This is a genomic window from Crocosphaera sp. XPORK-15E, assembly GCF_034931425.1.
Classification (GTDB): domain Bacteria; phylum Cyanobacteriota; class Cyanobacteriia; order Cyanobacteriales; family Microcystaceae; genus UHCC-0190.
Genome location: NZ_JAYGHQ010000017.1, coordinates 107,371 through 125,186 on the forward strand (window position 1 = coordinate 107,371; position 17,816 = coordinate 125,186).

Annotated in this window: 18 protein-coding genes and 1 pseudogene; 8 read left to right on the top strand and 11 right to left on the bottom strand. The window is 40.2% G+C overall.

From position 1 onward, the window contains the following. The first annotated feature begins 7 nt into the window (after positions 1-7). Complete coding sequence (locus tag VB691_RS19215; RefSeq protein ID WP_323293138.1) at positions 8-877, top strand: site-specific DNA-methyltransferase; 870 nt, start codon at positions 8-10, stop codon at positions 875-877. On the opposite strand, the gene VB691_RS19220 is transcribed toward VB691_RS19215, so the two are convergent. The 4 genes from VB691_RS19220 to VB691_RS19235 all read right to left on the bottom strand — a co-directional run bounded on the left by VB691_RS19220 (position 861) and on the right by VB691_RS19235 (position 4,060). After that, positions 861-1,454: a ScaI family restriction endonuclease gene (locus VB691_RS19220; RefSeq protein ID WP_323293139.1), complete on the bottom strand. Its 594-nt coding sequence runs from the start codon at positions 1,452-1,454 to the stop codon at positions 861-863. The two genes, VB691_RS19215 and VB691_RS19220, sit on opposite strands and share 17 nt — an antisense overlap. Continuing rightward, positions 1,454-1,672, bottom strand: a complete 219-nt coding sequence (locus tag VB691_RS19225; protein WP_323293140.1) for a helix-turn-helix transcriptional regulator — start codon at positions 1,670-1,672, stop codon at positions 1,454-1,456. The genes VB691_RS19220 and VB691_RS19225 overlap by 1 nt, the downstream gene beginning before the upstream one ends. A gap of 128 nt (positions 1,673-1,800) precedes the next feature. After that, entirely contained in the window at positions 1,801-2,796 is a 996-nt protein-coding gene (locus VB691_RS19230) for an aspartate carbamoyltransferase catalytic subunit (RefSeq protein WP_323293141.1), read from the bottom strand. 382 nt (positions 2,797-3,178) lie between these two features. Then, complete coding sequence (locus VB691_RS19235; RefSeq protein ID WP_323293142.1) at positions 3,179-4,060, bottom strand: dienelactone hydrolase family protein; 882 nt, start codon at positions 4,058-4,060, stop codon at positions 3,179-3,181. Between the two features lie 156 nt (positions 4,061-4,216). On the opposite strand from VB691_RS19235, the gene VB691_RS19240 reads away from it, so the two are divergent. The 4 genes from VB691_RS19240 to VB691_RS19255 all read left to right on the top strand — a co-directional run bounded on the left by VB691_RS19240 (position 4,217) and on the right by VB691_RS19255 (position 6,873). Further along, positions 4,217-4,846 carry a GUN4 domain-containing protein gene (locus VB691_RS19240; RefSeq protein ID WP_323293143.1) on the top strand — a complete coding sequence of 210 codons (630 nt, stop codon included), beginning with the start codon at positions 4,217-4,219 and terminating at the stop codon, positions 4,844-4,846. Between the two features lie 67 nt (positions 4,847-4,913). Next, positions 4,914-6,281: an efflux RND transporter periplasmic adaptor subunit gene (locus tag VB691_RS19245; RefSeq protein ID WP_323293144.1), complete on the top strand. Its 1,368-nt coding sequence runs from the start codon at positions 4,914-4,916 to the stop codon at positions 6,279-6,281. A 27-nt stretch (positions 6,282-6,308) separates the two neighbouring features. Continuing rightward, positions 6,309-6,560 (top strand): DUF4258 domain-containing protein, encoded by a 252-nt coding sequence (locus VB691_RS19250; RefSeq protein WP_323293145.1) that lies wholly within the window; start codon positions 6,309-6,311, stop codon positions 6,558-6,560. 58 nt (positions 6,561-6,618) lie between these two features. Continuing rightward, positions 6,619-6,873 carry a YgiT-type zinc finger protein gene (locus tag VB691_RS19255; RefSeq protein WP_323293146.1) on the top strand — a complete coding sequence of 85 codons (255 nt, stop codon included), beginning with the start codon at positions 6,619-6,621 and terminating at the stop codon, positions 6,871-6,873. Positions 6,874-7,156: 283 nt separating this feature from the next. Here VB691_RS19255 and VB691_RS19260 read toward each other — a convergent pair whose 3' ends face one another. Continuing rightward, a complete protein-coding gene (locus tag VB691_RS19260) occupies positions 7,157-8,227 on the bottom strand; it encodes a Gfo/Idh/MocA family oxidoreductase (RefSeq protein ID WP_323293147.1) in 1,071 nt (356 codons plus the stop codon). Positions 8,228-8,361: 134 nt separating this feature from the next. After that, the gene (locus VB691_RS19265; protein WP_323293148.1) at positions 8,362-9,582 is read right to left on the bottom strand and encodes an acetate kinase; all 1,221 of its coding nucleotides are present in this window, start codon (positions 9,580-9,582) and stop codon (positions 8,362-8,364) included. 215 nt (positions 9,583-9,797) lie between these two features. Between VB691_RS19265 and VB691_RS19270 the strand changes: the two genes are divergently transcribed. Further along, the gene (locus VB691_RS19270) at positions 9,798-10,235 is read left to right on the top strand and encodes a hypothetical protein (RefSeq protein WP_323293149.1); all 438 of its coding nucleotides are present in this window, start codon (positions 9,798-9,800) and stop codon (positions 10,233-10,235) included. Between the two features lie 73 nt (positions 10,236-10,308). Here the strand turns inward: VB691_RS19270 and VB691_RS19275 are convergent, their stop codons facing one another. The 5 genes from VB691_RS19275 to VB691_RS19295 form a co-directional block, all read right to left on the bottom strand. Then, positions 10,309-11,751: a DEAD/DEAH box helicase gene (locus VB691_RS19275; RefSeq protein WP_323293150.1), complete on the bottom strand. Its 1,443-nt coding sequence runs from the start codon at positions 11,749-11,751 to the stop codon at positions 10,309-10,311. A 161-nt stretch (positions 11,752-11,912) separates the two neighbouring features. Beyond that, complete coding sequence (rimO, locus tag VB691_RS19280) at positions 11,913-13,226, bottom strand: 30S ribosomal protein S12 methylthiotransferase RimO (protein ID WP_323293151.1); 1,314 nt, start codon at positions 13,224-13,226, stop codon at positions 11,913-11,915. Between the two features lie 238 nt (positions 13,227-13,464). Then, a complete protein-coding gene (locus VB691_RS19285) occupies positions 13,465-14,739 on the bottom strand; it encodes a TIGR03118 family protein (RefSeq protein ID WP_323293152.1) in 1,275 nt (424 codons plus the stop codon). 189 nt (positions 14,740-14,928) lie between these two features. Then, positions 14,929-16,218, bottom strand: coding sequence for a phosphopyruvate hydratase (gene eno, locus VB691_RS19290; protein WP_323293153.1), 1,290 nt, complete (start codon positions 16,216-16,218; stop codon positions 14,929-14,931). Positions 16,219-16,250: 32 nt separating this feature from the next. Next, positions 16,251-17,018 (bottom strand): DUF3887 domain-containing protein, encoded by a 768-nt coding sequence (locus tag VB691_RS19295; protein WP_323293154.1) that lies wholly within the window; start codon positions 17,016-17,018, stop codon positions 16,251-16,253. A 238-nt stretch (positions 17,019-17,256) separates the two neighbouring features. On the opposite strand from VB691_RS19295, the gene VB691_RS19300 reads away from it, so the two are divergent. Together VB691_RS19300 and VB691_RS19305 are read left to right on the top strand one after the other, a co-directional pair. Continuing rightward, a complete protein-coding gene (locus tag VB691_RS19300; protein ID WP_323293155.1) occupies positions 17,257-17,382 on the top strand; it encodes a hypothetical protein in 126 nt (41 codons plus the stop codon). A gap of 149 nt (positions 17,383-17,531) precedes the next feature. Continuing rightward, positions 17,532-17,816: pseudogene (locus VB691_RS19305) on the top strand (transposase); the annotation flags it as partial.

A 17,816-nucleotide genomic window follows, 5' to 3' on the forward strand; every position in this document is an offset into this window, starting at 1 on the left:
GTGTTGTATGGATTTATATCGCTTTCAATCGTTTCTAGGAAAGCCTATCTATGAAGATAAGGATATCTTAATTTATCATGGGGATTCTTTAGAATTGATGAATTTTCTACCTAAAGAATCTTTATCTTTAACTATTACATCTCCTCCCTATAATATTGGAAAAGAATATGAATCTGTATTGTGTTTAGATGATTATATTGAATGGATGGCTAAATGGATTAATCAAGTGTATTTTTGTACATCATTGAATGGTGCATTTTGGTTAAATTTGGGATATTTATCAATTCCTAACCAAGCTAAAGCAATTCCGATTCCTTATTTAATTTGGGATAGAGTTCCTTTTTATTTAATACAAGAAATTATCTGGAATTATGGGGCAGGAGTTGCAGGAAAATTGTTTTTTTCTCCTCGAAATGAAAAATTTCTTTGGTATGTTAAAGATCCTAAAAATTATATTTTTAATTTAGATGATATCCGTGATCCAAATGTTAAATATCCTAATCAGAAAAAGAATGGTAAATTAAAATGTAATATCAAAGGGAAAAATCCGACAGATGTTTGGCAAATACCAAAAGTAACATCAGGAAAAAATAGAAGTTCTCAAGAAAGAACCCCCCATCCGGCACAATTTCCCATTCAATTAGTTACTCGGATTATTTTAGCAAGTAGTCATGTAGGCGATATTGTTTTTGATCCTTTTTTGGGTTCTGGATCAACCGTAGAAGCAGCAATTAAAAGTGGTCGTAAGGTAATCGGTTTTGAAATTAATAAAGATTACATAAATATTGCTATAGAGAGAATTAAAAATATTCGTTTTGAGGAACAACAAACAATTAAACAGGGAAAATTATTTGAGATTGTCACGGATAATGTTTAAGTGTGATTAACTTTAAACTAGCTAATTTTGCACCGATAGATGCTTGTTGTCCTGTCGGTTTCTTTTGACCTAACCAGTCTTCATCATCAATCCAACCAAAACGAATTTTCCAGATTTGACGGTTTAGATCATCTTCCGTTGGTAACTTATAATTAATCACTAAATAATAGCCTGTTCTATATTTTAAGCGATTATCTGATCGATGACCTGTACTTCTATTACCATATAATCCACTTTTACTAGATGATGTTTTAATTTCAAATGAATAGCGATCATTAAAACTACACACAATATCTTTTTCGTGTTTTGCCTGGCTACCTCGCCATCCATCATATTGATTAACCAAGATCATAGCAATTAATTTTTCTAAAATTACCCCTGTTGCTTGAGCAGGTAAGAAAATATCTTGACCGATTTTTAGTTGAGAACTACCTAAACTAGAAGAATAAATATCTTCCCATGCAGACTCTACAATTGAAATTAAGACTTCATTTGAAAGCGGAAAATCATTGACTAATTGTTGAGTAATTCCTAGCCATTCCTGTTCTGGATAACCTTCGTAGGGAGACGTAAACATTATTCTACACCCTCTAATAAGTTACTTGCTGAAACACCAAGAGCGCGAGCAATAGCAAGAATATTATCTAAACTCACATTGCGCTCACCGCGTTCCACAGCACCGATATAGGTACGATGCAAATCAGCTTTTTCAGCTAACTGTTCTTGTGAGAGTCCTAGGTTTGTCCGAAGTTGTCTAATATTATTACCCAATTGTTTTCGTGGTTGATGCTTCATACAAGAAACTAACCATTACTAAGCCATAAAAATCTACAGACTATAAGTAGCATTTCGCTGTAATTAGTCTAATTCTCCACATATTGAGTCAAGAATAATACACATATATTATTTTGAGTGATTTAAGATTAATTATCAACCATTTCAGAAGAAGTCCCAATCAAAAATAATAAAGCCATTCTCACAGCAATACCACTTGTAACCTGTTGTTGAATTAAACTAAATTGAGGATCATCCATCAAATCAGAACTAATTTCTACCCCACGATTAACCGGCCCAGGATGAAGTATTTTAACATCAGGATGACATAATTCTAAGCGATTTCGAGTAATCCCATAAAGTTGATGATACTCCCGTAAACTCGGTAACAAATAATCCGTCATCCGTTCCTTTTGTAAGCGCAAAGTCATAACAAAATCTGCCTTTTCTAAAGCAGGTTCTAATTCCCAATGTAAGAATAATTCCCCAGAATGAGACTCATTTTTCATCCCTTTAAACCATTCAGGAACTAAAGTTGGTGGCCCCACTAAATGGACATTAGCCCCTGCTGCTGTTAAACTCCAAATATTAGAACGGGCAACCCTGGAGTGTAAAATATCTCCAACAATAGCAATTTTTTTGCCATTTAATAACTCTAATCGAGGTTTATCACAATCTAATAAAGAACAGATAGTAAATAAATCTAATAACCCTTGGGAGGGATGTTCATGTTGTCCGTCCCCCGCATTGAGGATACTAACCCCTGTGTCTAAACGATCCATTTCTGCTGCGATCGCCTGGGGAACTCCTGCCTCTTTATGGCGAATTACCATGATATTTGTTCCCATGGCCAGATAAGTTTTAGCCGTATCTAAAATGGTTTCTCCCTTAGTCAAAGAAGAACTTCCTGGGGCAAAATTTAAGATATCAGCAGAGAGACGTTTGGCCGCTAATTCAAAGCTGCTACGGGTACGGGTAGAGGGTTCAAAAAACATATTTGTTACTACCAGTCCCTGAAGGGCCGGAACCTTTTTCGTGCGTCGAGATAACACTTCACGGAAACTAGAGGCCGTTTGTAATAGGGTATCGTATTCATCCTTTACCCAGTCAGCTAACCCCAAAACATGATGTCTAGTCCAAGTCATTTTACAGCCCTATTTCGGTTGTCACAGGGAACAAACCGATAACCTTGTTATTTTATTACTTTTGGTGTAATTAATGAAGAAAGTTTGGGAAAAATAACTTAATAACCCCTGTTGATGTCTGTTAGGAGGCTAATTTTATCAATGGACAATTGACAATTGACAATTGACAATTGGTTAATTTGGTTTAAAACCTCCTCTTTTAAGGGGAGAAATTAAAAAATTTTTCCTTATTTTCAATCCTCTACCTAAAAGGTAGAGGTAATTGTCAATTGTCCATTGTTCATTGTCAATTGTTGAAGATCGATTATATCTCATCAAAAAATATCTATTTGTAACAGGCAGGACTTGTACTGAGCCGGCCGAAGTATGCCTGTGTTACTTATTAGTTAAGATATTTTGAGAGAAATTGTAAGGTTTTTTCCCAAGCATCCATAGCAGCCTCTGGATTATATCGTTGTCCTGATGGATTAGCAAAAGCATGATCCGCATTAGAATATATATAGATCTCAGCTTGTTTATTTAGAGATTTTAAGGCAGTTTCAAAAGATTTCACCGTTTCAGGAGAAGGCCGCTGATCCAATTCTCCAAAAATCCCTAAAATCGGCATTTGTAACGGTTTTAAAACTTCGGGATTTGTTTCTAATTCTCCTCCATAATAAATCACCGTAGCATCAAGTTGATCGGGGAATAATAAAGCAGTTTTCAAAGACCAACTGCCTCCAAAACACCAACCCAGAGAGGCAATTTTTGGGGACTTTTGCCTTTGTTCTAAATACTGATAAGCTAAGGTCAGATTTTGCTTAAGGCGATCGCTATTATTTTGAGCATTGGTAACTAATTCTCTGGCTTTTTCTGGGGTGTCAGCGAATTCTCCTTCATAAAGATCGACCGCTAAAGCATTATAGCCTTGAGCCGCAATTTGCCGCGTCATAGCTTTAATATTGTCATTGAGTCCCCACCATTCATGAATGATGATAATTCCAGGTAAAGGGCGATCGCTTTTTGTCGGGGACGCTAAATAACCATTGATCGGTTTTCCCCCTAGGTTGCCATAACTGACCATTTCCTCGGTGACAACATCATCCTTAGCTGGTAATTGAGTTAAAATACCAGTAGGTTCAGGTCGTTCCTGATGATGAACCTCCCAGAGATATTGAGCATAATCTTGAGTGGGGTTAGAGGTAGCATAAGTTGGAAAACTCTTAAATGAGATCGCAACTACCAACAAAAAAGTTCCTAAAACGAGTCCAAAAAATAGGCGCATCGATACATACAAAAAAAGAACGTCTTTACGTTATCATGGGTAGCGAAAAATTGCCAAAAGACACTTTTTTCTTAATCAGCTTAATGCAAAGGTAGGTTAAAATAACTGCTAGGAACAATATTGACGATAAAATTTTTGAAACCTTATTGTATTTTTATGATGAAAATGACGGGCCCATTCCATAAACTGTTGTTAGCATTTATCTTTAGTTGGATTTCCCTATCACCTATTTCGGCCCAAGAAATGCCGAAAAAGGATCAATCCTTAATTTCACCAGAAACGGGAGTTGATTTCACCCTCCTGCGGAGCCGCTTAGAAAGGCAAGAATGGCTCAAAGCCAATGAAATCACCAATACCTTAATCTTACAGTCGATTAAGCGAGATCAACAGGGTTGGATGTCCCGTGACGATATTGCCCAAATGCCCTGTTGGGACTTAAAAACTATTGATGAGCTATGGAAACAATATTCTCAGGGAAGATTTGGCTTTAGTGTTCAATTTTCCATTTTTGTTGAAACCGGAAACAAACCGGGACGCTTATTAGCCAGCGATGCTTACGATGATTTTGGCACAAGAGTGGGATGGCGTAAAGATGGTCAATGGGTAGCCTTTAAACAAAATCTCGACTACAGTTTAGATGCGCCCATGGGACATCTCCCTAACCCTCGTTCAGAATACCAAATTACCGGGGGAAGACTGAATTATACAGCCCTCACCCAAAGAATGGTAGAGTGTCGTATTGTCACCTATTCTGACCCCAGAAAACCCCTTAATTATCAACCTTAAAAAAACTTCAAGGGAAAGTTCGGTTTCTTCTGTTAAATTCTAAATCACTTCAGCAATCATCAGAGCAATGGCAGACAAACATCTTCAATCTTCTCAAAAATGGCTCGGAACCATTTTAATGATTTCCTCCTTAGTGACAGGGTGTGGTACAGAAACCCCCCAAGCAACCGCCCCTCAAGCCCTTCCCGTACAACTACAAACCCTCCAAACTGCCACCTTGGTTAATAGTAGTGCCTTTGTCGGATACCTCGAAGCTAGACAGAGGGTAGACTTAGCCCCCAGTCGTACTAATGGGCGCATTGTCAGTATTTTGGTCGGGGAGGGGGACACTGTGCGTCAGGGACAGAGACTGATAGAAATTGAACCCCAACAGCAAAAAGAACAATTAGCAGCAGCCACCGGGAGTTTGAATGTAGCAAGAGCCGATTTACGGGCAGCAGAAGCGGAATTTCGGCAACGAGAAGCGGAACGAGATCAAGCTAGGGCCAATGTGGAAAATGCCAGAGCAACTTTGGCCGGTACGGAAGCAGATGTGCAACGGGTAGAAGCGGAATTGATTTTGGCTGAGAAAAATTTTGGGCGGGCGAAATTCTTAGAATCAGAAGATGTGGTGACGAAAGAAAGTCTTGATGAAGCGACACGCACCTTAAATGCTACTCAGTCTCAATTAAAATCTCAAAAGAAAACCCGTGATGCTTCTGCTCAAGCTTTAAAAGCGGCTCAACAGAATTTTGTAGCGGCGGAGAGAAGGGTAGATCAATCCTTTGCCAATGTGGATAGTCGTCAATCTGCTATTACCCAAGCTCAGGGACAACAGGGGTCAACTGCTGTTACCTTAGACTATAATTTCCTGACTTCTCCCATCAATGGGGTGGTGGGTGCTTTTAATACTCATAAAATTGGCGATAATGTTAATGTGGGTGAAACCATCACTACCGTGACAGATAATCAAGTCTTTTTCTTGAATGTGAATATTCCCACAGAAAACCGCGATCGCATCAAGAAGGGGCTTCCGGTAGAAATTATTAAGACTGATGGTAGTCCTGGGGTTCGGGGAAGTATCACTTTTATCGCATCTTTAGTGGAACAAAACGCTCAATCTATTCTTGTAAAAATGACCTTTCCTAATGATGGTAGCTTACGGGATAGACAATATGTGCGAGCTAGGGTGATTTGGGATACCCAACCAGGGGTTTTAGTTCCTACGACTGCCGTTACCAGTTTAGGTGGACAAAAATTTGTCTATGTGGCCCAAGAGGGAAAATCCAAGGATAGTTTAATTGCTAAACAAATTCCGGTGAAAGTAGGGGCAATTCAAGGTCAATCTTATCAGGTTATTTCTGGGGTGAAACCAGGCGATCGCATTGCTGTCAGTCGCATTTTAGATTTAAAAGATGGTCGTCCAATCATTTCACAAGATGTAACAACAAATTAGATTAAGCAGTATTGAATTTTATAATCAATGAATCTAAAGCATATTATTGAGGCAATTCTTGATTATCGATTTTGGATTACCGACCATGCAGATGAAGAAGCTGAAGAAGATCAATTGTCTTTCGATGAAATTTATCATTCTGTGCTGTATGGCGAAATTATAGAAAACTATCCTCATCATCAACCCTATCCACGCTGCCTAATCTATGGGAAAACTTCGCAACTGAGCCGATTCATAGCGTCTGGGATTATGATCAAGAAACAGACACAGCTATTTTAGTTACGGTATATCGACCTGATCCCAAAAAGTGGATTAATGGAAAAATAAGGAGATATTGATGGAAAAGCCGAAAAAATGTCCTAATTGTCAAGGAGAATTGACCACTAAACAAGTTGAAAAACTTCTCAAAGGTGGGGTAAATACAGCCATTGTTCAAGTAGAAGCAGAAGTCTGTTTAAAATGCGGTGAACGATTATATAAACCCAAAGTTGTCAGACAATTTGCCCAGATTCGAGCCAAGCTAAAAAATCAAGAAACCAAAGACTTTGAATTAATCGGACAATCGTTTAGTGTGCGATCACTGATCTTGTAGGTTGGGTTGCAATACTGCGTAGGTTTTGGAGTCAGGAATCAGATTATCTTCTTTGACACTCCCCGCACCTAAAGGTGCGGGGAGTCTTCAATCAACGACCCGTCTTGCTGATGCAGGATTTCTCCAACAAAAGTAGAGGACAAATCTCCTGAAGCGTTCAGCTCGGCTCCGCTCGCTGAGCGCAGTCGAAGCGAGGTTCCGACATGACCTGCCGTACCCAAGGCTCGATGTCAAAATCTCCAATAAAAGGAGGGAAAAAGGCCAACCTTCTTCCCTAATTTCCTTAAGAAACACTGACTTGGGAGGGATTAAGATATTGATAGTTAACCTCCGGTTGCTGCCAAACCTGACCATCTAGGGCCATTTGTTCAATTAAACTGGCTAACCGTAAGGCTTTCAGGGCCTGAGTTCCCCCAACAGAAGGCTGATCACCTCCTCGGACACAATGGACAAAATGCTCTAATTCCGCATGAAGGGGTTCAATTTTAGTGGTATGAACTTTCTCGATCAGTCCATCTTGACGGTATAATACTTGACCATAATCAGTGCTATAGTTAGCGGTAGTTTGTCGGTGAATTAAAATATCATTATTGAGGAAATCTGCCTCAGTTAAACAGTTTTTACAATGGGCTGCTAAACGGCGAATTTTGCGGTGGGTGACTTTACTCGCAGTCAAGGTGGCTACAATACCATTGGCAAACCCTAGGGTCGCTGTGACATAATCTAAATAACCAGAGTCAGACGCACGACTACCACTGGCGGTTAATTTGATGACGGGTGATCCTACTAATTCCAACAATAGGTCAATATCATGGATCATTAAGTCTAACACCACAGAAACATCATTGGCCCTTTGGGAATAAGGACTCATGCGGTGCGCTTCTAAGGCCAGGACTTCTTCTGTTTTCAGAACTTTACTGAGTTCTTGGAAAGCAGGGTTAAACCGTTCAATATGTCCCACTTGTAGAATACCGTTGGAAGAAGCAGCAGCATTGACTAAAGACTCCGCTTCGGCAATACTAGCGGCGATGGGCTTTTCAATCAGGGTGTGAACACCGGCCCGTAAACAGTCCATTCCGACAGGATGATGTAAACGGGTGGGAACGGCGATACAAACCGCATCTACATGGGGCAGTAAGTCGAGATAATGTTCAAAAAAACGAACCCTATATTTACTGGCAATGTCAATCCCTCGTTCTACATTAACATCGGAGATGCCGATAAATTCCACATCTTTGAGTAAACTTAGGATACGGGTATGATGTTGTCCCATGTTACCCACTCCAATCACACCGATGCGTATGGGATCAAAGGTACTTCTGTGTACTTTTTTGGATAGCTGTGTATCTGGCATTTGGTTTTTCACTCCTGTAAACTCCTCCACCAAGGTTGATTGTTTGAACGCTGCATAAATATGTTCATGAGTCAATCACCCAAAATAGTAACACAATTGGCCCAATTGTAAAGAAATTTCACAACCTAGCTGGCTCATTGATACAATTGATACAAATGCCAACATTCTTCGGCGATCGCCCAATCTTCTTCGGTATGAATCACCAAAATTCTCACGGTTGAATCAATAGTAGCAATATCGACATCAACGGGAGAGGATTCATTTTTTTCTTGATCTAATTTTAAACCTAAAAAGCCAAAGGATTCACAGGCTTTTTCTCTGATTATGGCGGCATTTTCTCCTACCCCTGCGGTAAAAATTAAAACATCTAATCCCCCTAAAACTGCTAACATGGAACCAATCTGCGATCGCAGTCGATGAACATACATATCAAGGGCTAATTTTGCTTGTTCATTTCCTTCTTTGATGCCTTGAAAAATGGCTCTTACATCAGCAGAAATACCGGAGATTCCTTTTAACCCTGATTCTTTATTTAACATCGTATTTAATTGCTCCGGGGTGTATTGATATTCCCGCATTAAATAAATCAAAATAGCGGGATCAATTGAGCCGCTACGGGTTCCCATCATTAATCCTTCTAGGGGAGTAAATCCCATAGTTGTATCAATACTTATTCCGTCTTTTATCGCAGCTAAAGAACAGCCATTGCCTAAATGACAGGTGATTAATTTCAAGGAAGATAGGGGTTTATTTAGGATTTGAGCAGCCCGTTTCGCACAATATTGATGACTAATTCCATGAAATCCATAGCGACGAATTTCTTTAGCTAACCATTCGTAAGGTATGGGATAAGCGGCATTTTCAACAGGTATTCTATGATGAAAAGCCGTGTCAAATACTGCAACTTGAGGGACATTTCCTAGTATGGTTTCTATGGCTTCAATTCCTTGGAGATGGGCAGGATTATGATTAGGAGCTAGGGGAATTAAATCTTTAATTGTTGCTTTTACTTCTGGGGTAATTCTAGTGGCCTCCGAATAGTTTATTCCCCCATGAACTACCCGATGACCAACAATATTAATGTCAGAAAAATTATTAATAACTTTAGTTTCTTTCTGAATTAATGTGTTAAGCATTTGAGCAATATCTTGACTTTTATGCTCTGATTGTAAGGTAATTTTTTGTTTGATTTTGTTTGATTTAACCGTCAAAATTCCTTGACCCTCGGAGACTGTCCAATCAATCATTGCTTGCCATATAGGTTCTATTGGTTGTTCAGGTAAAGCTGTTTCACTGAGGTCATATAAACAACTTTTTTGACTACTTGATCCGGCATTTAAAACTAGGATTTTCATGGTTATTATCTGTCAAGATTATTTTTTTATATCATAACAATATCAGGTTAAAGATAGATAAAGTTAAGGCTAAGTAGTCGGACATGATGCAAATTTTGTGGAATGAATGTACTAAGTTGCTACCAAAGCAGAGAATTATTAAAGTTTGACAAAATTCATCATAAATTGAGACTATAATGAGGTAGCCTTTGGATTATTACTTTTTTCAATAAACCATGAAAATTAAGAAAACTTTCTCAATTGATTTTTTATATATTAATAGACCAAAGCTCAAATATTTCGGTTCTCATGTAACATTAATTTTTGCTGTATTAGGGATAAATGCTGTAATAAATCCCCTGTTAGCAAAACCTGAAATGACCTTTAACCAAAACGATATTACTTACACCGTAAAATTAAAGAAAAAAACCCCAGATAACCTGATTTTTACGATTGCTTATCAACAATCCGATGGCAATACCCGCACCACCAATTATAAGGGAACTTGTGGTTCGGATACAGTGAATATTTTAGAAGCAACCACGGTTAGTGCATCAGGGGACATTGTTTCTCAAGAAATTGCCTCTCAAGGAGTTGCGATCGATATTAGTCCTGAGAGTAGTTGGGAGTTTGGTAATACCATTCGTGAAGCTTTAATCTTAATTTGTAAGTAACTAAAACAAACCCCCCGCCAGAATTTTAATTCTAACAGGAGGTATACTCAACTACATACGCTTAACTTATGGCTTAACGTCCTTGTTGATGGATCACGATTTTGCGATCGCCGCCACTCCGTTCAGAATGACGGTTATGCTTCGAGCTATTTTTGTTAGGCTTACGTTTAATCAAGGGTTTAGCCGAAGTATCGTCTGGCACTTCCCAATCAGTCTTCATCCAATTAGGACAATCTTGATCGTAAATCATCTGTAAGGCTGCTGCTGCGATCGCCTGGGGATCATATTCAGCACTTAATTCTCTTACCAAAGGCAAGAAAGAAGCCATCCGTTCCCCGGCCAAAGAGTCTTTAATCCGGGTTTGCAATTTTTCTAAGCGTTTCGCTTCTACCTGAGAACGACTGGGAATTTGACTGGTTTCTAACTGTTGACGCACACGCCGTTCAATTTGACGCACCATGCGACGATCAACAGGTTCCACGATAGAAATAGCGGTTCCTGTCTTCCCGGCCCGTCCGGTCCGACCAATACGGTGAATATAGGTTTCACTGTTATCGGGTAAGTCATAGTTAATAACATGACTTAAGTTTTCCACATCTAAGCCCCGCGCTGCAATATCTGTCGCAACGACTAACCGAATTTTTCCTTCTCGGAAGCGATGCACTAACCGTTCTCGTTGGGACTGACTGAGGTTGCCATGATATTCATCTACGCTATGACCCACTTCTTGTAATTTGCTGGTTAATTCAGAGGCGGTTTGTTTAGTCCGTACAAAAATAATGGCAGACTCAGGGGACTCTATTTCCAGAATAGGCTGCAAAGCTTTGAGTTTTGACCATCCTCTCGGAACTGCATAGAGGTGTTGGTCAATTTTGGTGGGGGCCGCTTGGGTTTGTTCTACGGCTACGGTAACGGGAGATTTCAGAAATTGACTGACTAATTCCCGAATTTCTCTAGGCATAGTAGCAGAAAAACAGACTGTCTGACGAGTATCTGGGGTTTTCTTTAAAATCGTCTTCACATCGTCAATAAAGCCCATGCTGAGCATTTCATCTGCTTCATCAAGAACGGCCCAGCGCAAGCAATCTAAGACCAGTTTTTTCCGTTCTAATAAATCAATGACCCGTCCTGGAGTTCCGACAACAATGTGTACCCCTCTTTCTAAGCTACGCATTTGCCGTTCAATGGACTGACCACCATAAACCGTTAAGATGTAGAGTCGGCGTTCTATGGAAAAGTCTTTTAACGCTTCTGCTACCTGTTGCGCTAGTTCACGGGTGGGGGTTAAAATTAGAGCCTGAACATTGGGATTTTTGATGTCAATTTTTTCAAGGATAGGCAAGGAATAGGCGGCGGTTTTTCCTGTTCCTGTTTGAGACTGCCCTAAGATATCATGGCCTTCTAAAACTAAAGGAATTGCTTTTGTTTGAATTTCGGTAGGTTGCTCAAACCCAAGGGTTTCTAATTGCTTAGCGCGGACATCAGAAAGGCCTAGGTCTTGGAAAGAAATGGTCATAAGAAATGTTACGTTGTAAGTTTACTTTGAGGTTAATAGTATCAGTGTGATGCAGTTAGAATCAGGATAAAGGGTTCTTAAACTGCTCAATATTTTGGCTTATGTTAGCATAAGTTACAATTTGTTTCAACTGATGTTTTTACTGACAGGGATTTTGTCATTTAGACAACTGTTCCATAGAGATCATAGATATTCGCATCGGTAATTTGAACGGGGATAATTGAATTTAACTGGGCTTCTCCTTCAACATAAACTAGCCCGTCAACTTCAGGAGCAAATCTGGCTGAACGCCCAATATATTTGGCTGTTTTTGGGTTTTCTTGTTCAATTAATACCTCCACTGTTTGACCAATATAAGCTTGATTTTTCTTGAGGGAAATGGGCTGCTGTTTTTCCATTAAATAATCAAATCTTTCTTGAGCAATTTCTGACGGCACTTGATTATCCATCTTATACGCAGGGGTTTCTTCTTCAGGAGAAAAGGTAAAGACTCCTACATGATCGAATTCGTGACGTTCGACAAAGTTGACTAAATGCTCAAAATGTGCTTCTGTTTCCCCTGGAAATCCGACAATAAATGTAGTCCTTAAAATGGCATCAGGAATTGCTGTTTTGAGTTGTTCAATGATTTTGTCGTTGACCTGTCCTTGCCAGGGACGATTCATCCCTTTTAAAATCTCAGGATGGGAATGTTGTAAGGGTAAATCGAGATAGGGTAAAATATTAGGGGTTTCCTGAATGGCTGCGATGACTTTGGGGGTTAATCCCGTGGGATAAGCATAATGAATGCGAATCCAAGGAATATCAACTTTTCCTAAAGCCCGAATTAGTTCAGCCAGTTTCGGTTCCCCGTAAAGGTCTAAGCCATAATTAGTGGTAATCTGGGAGATGAGAATGATCTCTTGAACCCCTTGATCAACTAATTGTTGGGCTTCTATGACAATTGATTCGATGGAACGCGATCGCTGATTCCCTCGGAGATGGGGAATAATACAAAAAGCGCAACGGTAATCACACCCTTCAGCGACTCTTAAATAGGCCACGCCTTCGTTAGTTGTACGGTAGCGGGGTATGGTTTCATCGGCAATAAATTCAGGATTTTGAGAGACTTCTGTGACTCTTTCTCCGGTTTCTACCCGTTGAATGATGTCAACAATTTTTTGATAGTCTCCTGTTCCCACTAAGGCCACAGCTTCGGGTAATTCTTCGAGTAATTCCCCTTGGAAATGCTGAGCCATACAACCAGAAATGATAATCTTTTTGTTGGCTTCTGCTAGTTCCACTAAAGTCCGAACGGACTCTTGTCTTGCTTCCTGAATAAAGCTACAGGTATTGACTATAACGTAATCAGCTAATTCTTCGTTAGCATCCACTGAGTAGCCCGCTTGTGTTAGCAAGCCTAGCATATGTTCTGAATCAATGCGATTTTTCTCACATCCGAGGTGGGAAATTGCAATTGTTGGCTTGTTGCCCATGTATTATTTGGTTTTACCCCTTATCTTCCACTAGGGCGAAAAACCAAGCTAATCCTGTGACATAGCCGTTTGGCTAGGGATAATTGATTGGATACTGGTTTGCCCTTTTGTACTCTTAAATTATCTTAACAGATTTTCTCCGGGAAGGAAAGCCCTTGAGGAAAATTCTTTAAAAAGGAGACAGGGAAGCGGTTTGAGACTGAGAAATAAACTATCTTCCCTTAATGTTGGGCTAATTTTAAGAACGCTTCTTAGTGATCTTACTAACCCATGCAATTCCTGTTACACCCAAAAAAGTCAGTAACCCCGTTGTGGGTTCAGGAACGGATTGCAGAGAACCAAACAAACCATCAGTTTCATCATTTGGCCCTGCGGCAAAGTACAGATGATTCGCTTCCCCTAGGCTTTCACCATTGCCAAAGGATAAATCCCAAAGTCCGTCAATTTCAAGCGGATTACCTCTGGTATCTTCAAGATATCCGATCGCTTCCCTGGTCGTTTGATCAAACCCCACAATACGACCATCTCGAAAGTTACCGACTAACAACGCATTACTCAATTCTCCAAAATCGTCAGGCGCGATAGCCATTCCCCAAGGTGCATTTAACAAATTCCTTGAAGTTTCAGGAGTTTCCCAAATATTGAGTAGATTACCATTAATATCAAACTGAGCTAATCCACCAAATCCTAGACCCGTTTCTTCTTCCCCTGGAGTCCCACTTTGTTTAGCATAAGCCACATAAAGAGTGCCATCCAACTGTTCTATATTAAAAGGAGCATAATCACTGCTAAACGGATTAATAAAAGGAAAACTTGACGTTACATCATTAAAGTCCTTATCCCAAACATGAATCCCTGGGGTATCATCAAAATCAGCCGCAAACAACCGATTATTACTGGGTAAAGTCGTCCCAGTCATCCCAAAATAGATCGCTGAATTATCGTTACTAGGGTCAGCATCCGTATTTTGAGGAGCAAATTCGGAGTTGTCTGCCACTACCAAATATTCTACCGGACGCTTAGTCCCTCCCTCGGTTTCCGTCCAAGCTGAGAGAGTTCCCCCTAATTCTACCGCGAAGAATCTAGCCGGCCCTGTAATAACCTCTGAACCAGGATCATTTGGTTCAAGAGGCATTGTTACCTCAAAATCTGATGAATGGGGACTAAAAAACTGACCGGTGGGTTCTGATAGGGTTTCTGGGGGTGCATTTGGCGATGGGGGAATAGTCACAAATTGTAAATCATCTTGGAATAGGGGGGTTCCGCCAACATCCCCAACATAAGTTGTCACTGTTCCTGTATTAGCATTTGTGACCCACCAATGTCCTCCCAAACCCGCCGCACGCAAGGAAAGTCCCCAAGCATTTTGTACTAAAGGATCAACAATTTGAGGCTCAAAGGAAGAATTATTCGCAACAAGATTAGTTTGTAAGTAACCGGCCCAAGCTGGACTTGTGACACTACTAAGAAAGATACTTAATAAGCTTCCGGTCAGAATCCTGATAGATTGCATTTAACCTCCTAATTAAGCGTTTTTTATCGCCTATTGACAACTAATAGCATTTAAACACAGGGAAATCTTATTGACTATTATTCTTAATAATGTTTCCTCAATTGCGGTAGAACCGATTATTTTAAGCCGATCAAAAATAAACCCACCTAAAAAGGCGGGTTATACTTTAAAAAAAGGATGAATCTTTATTTATTTAGGCCCTAGTCCAACTTTAGGGGCGTAAACGGCGCGATCGCCTAATTCTTCCTCAATGCGTAAGAGTCGGTTATACTTAGCAACCCGTTCACTACGACACAGAGAACCCGTTTTAATTTGTCCTGCGCGGGTGGCCACTGCTAAGTCAGCAATAGTGGTATCTTCCGTTTCCCCGGAACGATGAGAAATCACCGAACGATATTGATAACGAGTCGCTAACGCAATGGTTTCCAGGGTTTCGGTTAAGCTGCCAATTTGGTTAAGCTTAATCAGGATGCTATTACCCACCCCTAGATCAATGCCTTTTTGCAGACGGGTGGGGTTAGTGACAAAGAGATCATCTCCCACTAACTGAATGCGAGATCCCAAAGTATCCGTGAGAATTTTCCAGCTATCCCAGTCATCCTCTTGTAACCCATCTTCAATAGAGATAATAGGGTATTGATCCACCAATTTCGCCAAATAATCAATAAATTCTTGAGGAGAGTGGCCCGAACCATCATAGACATATTGCCCCTCCTTGTAGAATTCACTAGAGGCCACATCCATGGCCAAAGCGACTTGTTCCCCTGGTTTGTAACCCGCCTTTTCAATGGCTTCAATCAGTAAATCTAGGGCTTCTTGGTTAGAACCCAAGTTAGGGGCATAACCCCCTTCATCACCCACTCCAGACAGCAATTTCCGTTCTTTTAAGACCTTACTGAGAGAAGCAAACACTTCTGCACCCCATCTGAGTCCTTCCCCAAAAGAATCAGCCCCTACAGGCATAATCATAAACTCTTGGAAGTCTACGTTATTATCCGCATGACTGCCCCCGTTGATCACGTTCATCATGGGAACAGGTAAGACATTGGCTAAGGGGCCACCGAGATAACGATAAAGGGGAAGTGCCAACTCATCGGCTGCGGCTTTAGCAGTGGCTAGGGAAACCGCTAGGATAGCATTGGCCCCTAATTCTTTCTTATTGCTAGAACCATCCCGATCAATCATTTTCAGGTCGATAGAGGTTTGATCAAAAGCATCCATTCCGATGACTTCGGGAGCAATTTTTTCTTTGACGTTACGAACCGCAGTTAAAACCCCTTTACCACCGTAGCGTTTGGGGTCTTCATCGCGCAATTCGTGGGCTTCAAAGCTTCCTGTAGATGCCCCACTGGGAACCTGGGCGATACCAAACGCGCCTGTTTCAAGCAGCACTTCAGCTTCAATGGTGGGACGGCCGCGAGAGTCTAAGATTTCTCTGGCGGTAATGGCTTCAATGGAAACGACGGGTTTGTTTAGCATGGATTAACTATCTCCAAAATAGGGAAATAAGACTACTGAGCAAGATCAATACCAGTAATTCGACTATTGTTATCGAATATAAAGAAAAATGTTCTAATTCCCTTTTGGAATTTGGCCTCAACCACCACAATATTTGATTGATCAACGCTGGAACTAGAAAGCACATCTATGTTATCTATACGTTCAAAGAGTCCGCTTTCTTGTTGAATTTTTTGCCAAGAGGTTTGGAGTCGCGTGGGAAGAATTTCTGTTTTGAGGGTAGGGTGTAAGTATCCTCTGGCCCGAGCAAAATCATTGGCGGCTACAGCATTTACAACAATTTGGGCAATTTCATCAACGGAGGCTACATTGGGAAAATTAACACCGACAATATCCCCTTGTTGATTGAAGGTGATGATAAATTCATCGGTTTTACTATTAAATTGCGTTTCCACTACTACAATATTGGCGTTAATAGTAGGAATGACACGATAACCGACAATTTTTTTGACGGGGCCTGTTACCTCAATTAAATTCGCCCAAATCTCTGCCATCTGGTCGGCCGTTAATTCAATCGCCAAATCGCGGCTCAATAAACGTCTTGCGTCTTCGTACTTTTCCTGAGTCAACAATTCAATGACTTGAGCAGATTTCTTTTTTAAGGCCTCCTGATCTACTTTATCACCGGACTGCACCACTTGAACAGGGCGCGGAGGGTTTAACTTAACTTGTGCTTTCGCTGGTAATGCGCTAATGGTACTCACTAGGGTTAAAACCAATAAGGGAAGTCCTGTTTGCTTTAGTGTTAAAGACAAATTCATCTAACTTTTATACTCCTCAACCATCCGGTTATCATATTGAACCCAGTTTTTGTCTGGTTAGGAATGCCCCTGTCTATTTTACGGGGGATTGTCCCTGAGTTCTAGAACGAAAAAAGATTTGTAGAGGTTCCTTAACAATTGACTCAGGACTTCACAATCAGCTATCTTTTTGGGAGTCTTACTATAGCGCAATAGTTAGAAAGCCTTAATAAACCAGAAATTATTTATCCTGAAAGAGATGGCAACCCCCGTATTTCTCACAAAATCTGCGATCGCAAAACACAGAAGCTTTACAGGAAGTGGGTTTGACCAGTGCGATCGCCCCCTAAAAAGTCCTACAGTCTGTTGTCAGATTTTAAGTTAAGATTATCACCCAAAGAGTGGATAAAAAAACAACAATTAATCAGCTTATTTTTAAAAAAGGAATAACAAATCAAACAAAAAAATATTAGATAAAAATAATCAAATCTGCTAAAATAAAGTTATTGAAACAAAGCGAGTTGAATTGAGCAAATGATCCCAAGTTATTCTCGGAAAAATCATAAAAATATCGACTTTGGCAAACAGAAAGGAAAAGAAATAATAGCTAATTTTGATGGGGGACTAATCACGTCAGATGCGGGAATTATTTGGATAGCTGAGGCGCGATAAAAAACTGGGAATTACAGAGAAATTCGCTAAGTGTTTTCAAGATCATCGCCATCCATCTTATGTAGCTCATTCCGTTCATCAATTGTTGGCACAACGAGTTTATGGTATTATCTTAGGCTATGAAGATGTTAATGACCACGATCAATT

Bases quoted from the DNA above. Each gene is read 5' to 3' on its own strand.
- VB691_RS19300 (WP_323293155.1), top strand. From the start codon at position 17,257: ATGGCAACCCCCGTATTTCTCACAAAATCTGCGATCGCAAAACACAGA.
- rimO (WP_323293151.1), bottom strand. From the start codon at position 13,226: ATGGGCAACAAGCCAACAATTGCAATTTCCCACCTCGGATGTGAGAAA.
- VB691_RS19235 (WP_323293142.1), bottom strand. From the start codon at position 4,060: ATGCGCCTATTTTTTGGACTCGTTTTAGGAACTTTTTTGTTGGTAGTT.
- VB691_RS19245 (WP_323293144.1), top strand. From the start codon at position 4,914: ATGGCAGACAAACATCTTCAATCTTCTCAAAAATGGCTCGGAACCATT.
- VB691_RS19270 (WP_323293149.1), top strand. From the start codon at position 9,798: ATGAAAATTAAGAAAACTTTCTCAATTGATTTTTTATATATTAATAGA.
- VB691_RS19265 (WP_323293148.1), bottom strand. From the start codon at position 9,582: ATGAAAATCCTAGTTTTAAATGCCGGATCAAGTAGTCAAAAAAGTTGT.
- VB691_RS19285 (WP_323293152.1), bottom strand. From the start codon at position 14,739: ATGCAATCTATCAGGATTCTGACCGGAAGCTTATTAAGTATCTTTCTT.
- VB691_RS19260 (WP_323293147.1), bottom strand. From the start codon at position 8,227: ATGCCAGATACACAGCTATCCAAAAAAGTACACAGAAGTACCTTTGAT.
- VB691_RS19230 (WP_323293141.1), bottom strand. From the start codon at position 2,796: ATGACTTGGACTAGACATCATGTTTTGGGGTTAGCTGACTGGGTAAAG.
- VB691_RS19255 (WP_323293146.1), top strand. From the start codon at position 6,619: ATGGAAAAGCCGAAAAAATGTCCTAATTGTCAAGGAGAATTGACCACT.
- VB691_RS19250 (WP_323293145.1), top strand. From the start codon at position 6,309: ATGAATCTAAAGCATATTATTGAGGCAATTCTTGATTATCGATTTTGG.
- VB691_RS19215 (WP_323293138.1), top strand. From the start codon at position 8: ATGGATTTATATCGCTTTCAATCGTTTCTAGGAAAGCCTATCTATGAA.
- VB691_RS19220 (WP_323293139.1), bottom strand. From the start codon at position 1,454: ATGTTTACGTCTCCCTACGAAGGTTATCCAGAACAGGAATGGCTAGGA.
- VB691_RS19225 (WP_323293140.1), bottom strand. From the start codon at position 1,672: ATGAAGCATCAACCACGAAAACAATTGGGTAATAATATTAGACAACTT.
- VB691_RS19275 (WP_323293150.1), bottom strand. From the start codon at position 11,751: ATGACCATTTCTTTCCAAGACCTAGGCCTTTCTGATGTCCGCGCTAAG.
- VB691_RS19240 (WP_323293143.1), top strand. From the start codon at position 4,217: ATGATGAAAATGACGGGCCCATTCCATAAACTGTTGTTAGCATTTATC.
- VB691_RS19295 (WP_323293154.1), bottom strand. From the start codon at position 17,018: ATGAATTTGTCTTTAACACTAAAGCAAACAGGACTTCCCTTATTGGTT.
- eno (WP_323293153.1), bottom strand. From the start codon at position 16,218: ATGCTAAACAAACCCGTCGTTTCCATTGAAGCCATTACCGCCAGAGAA.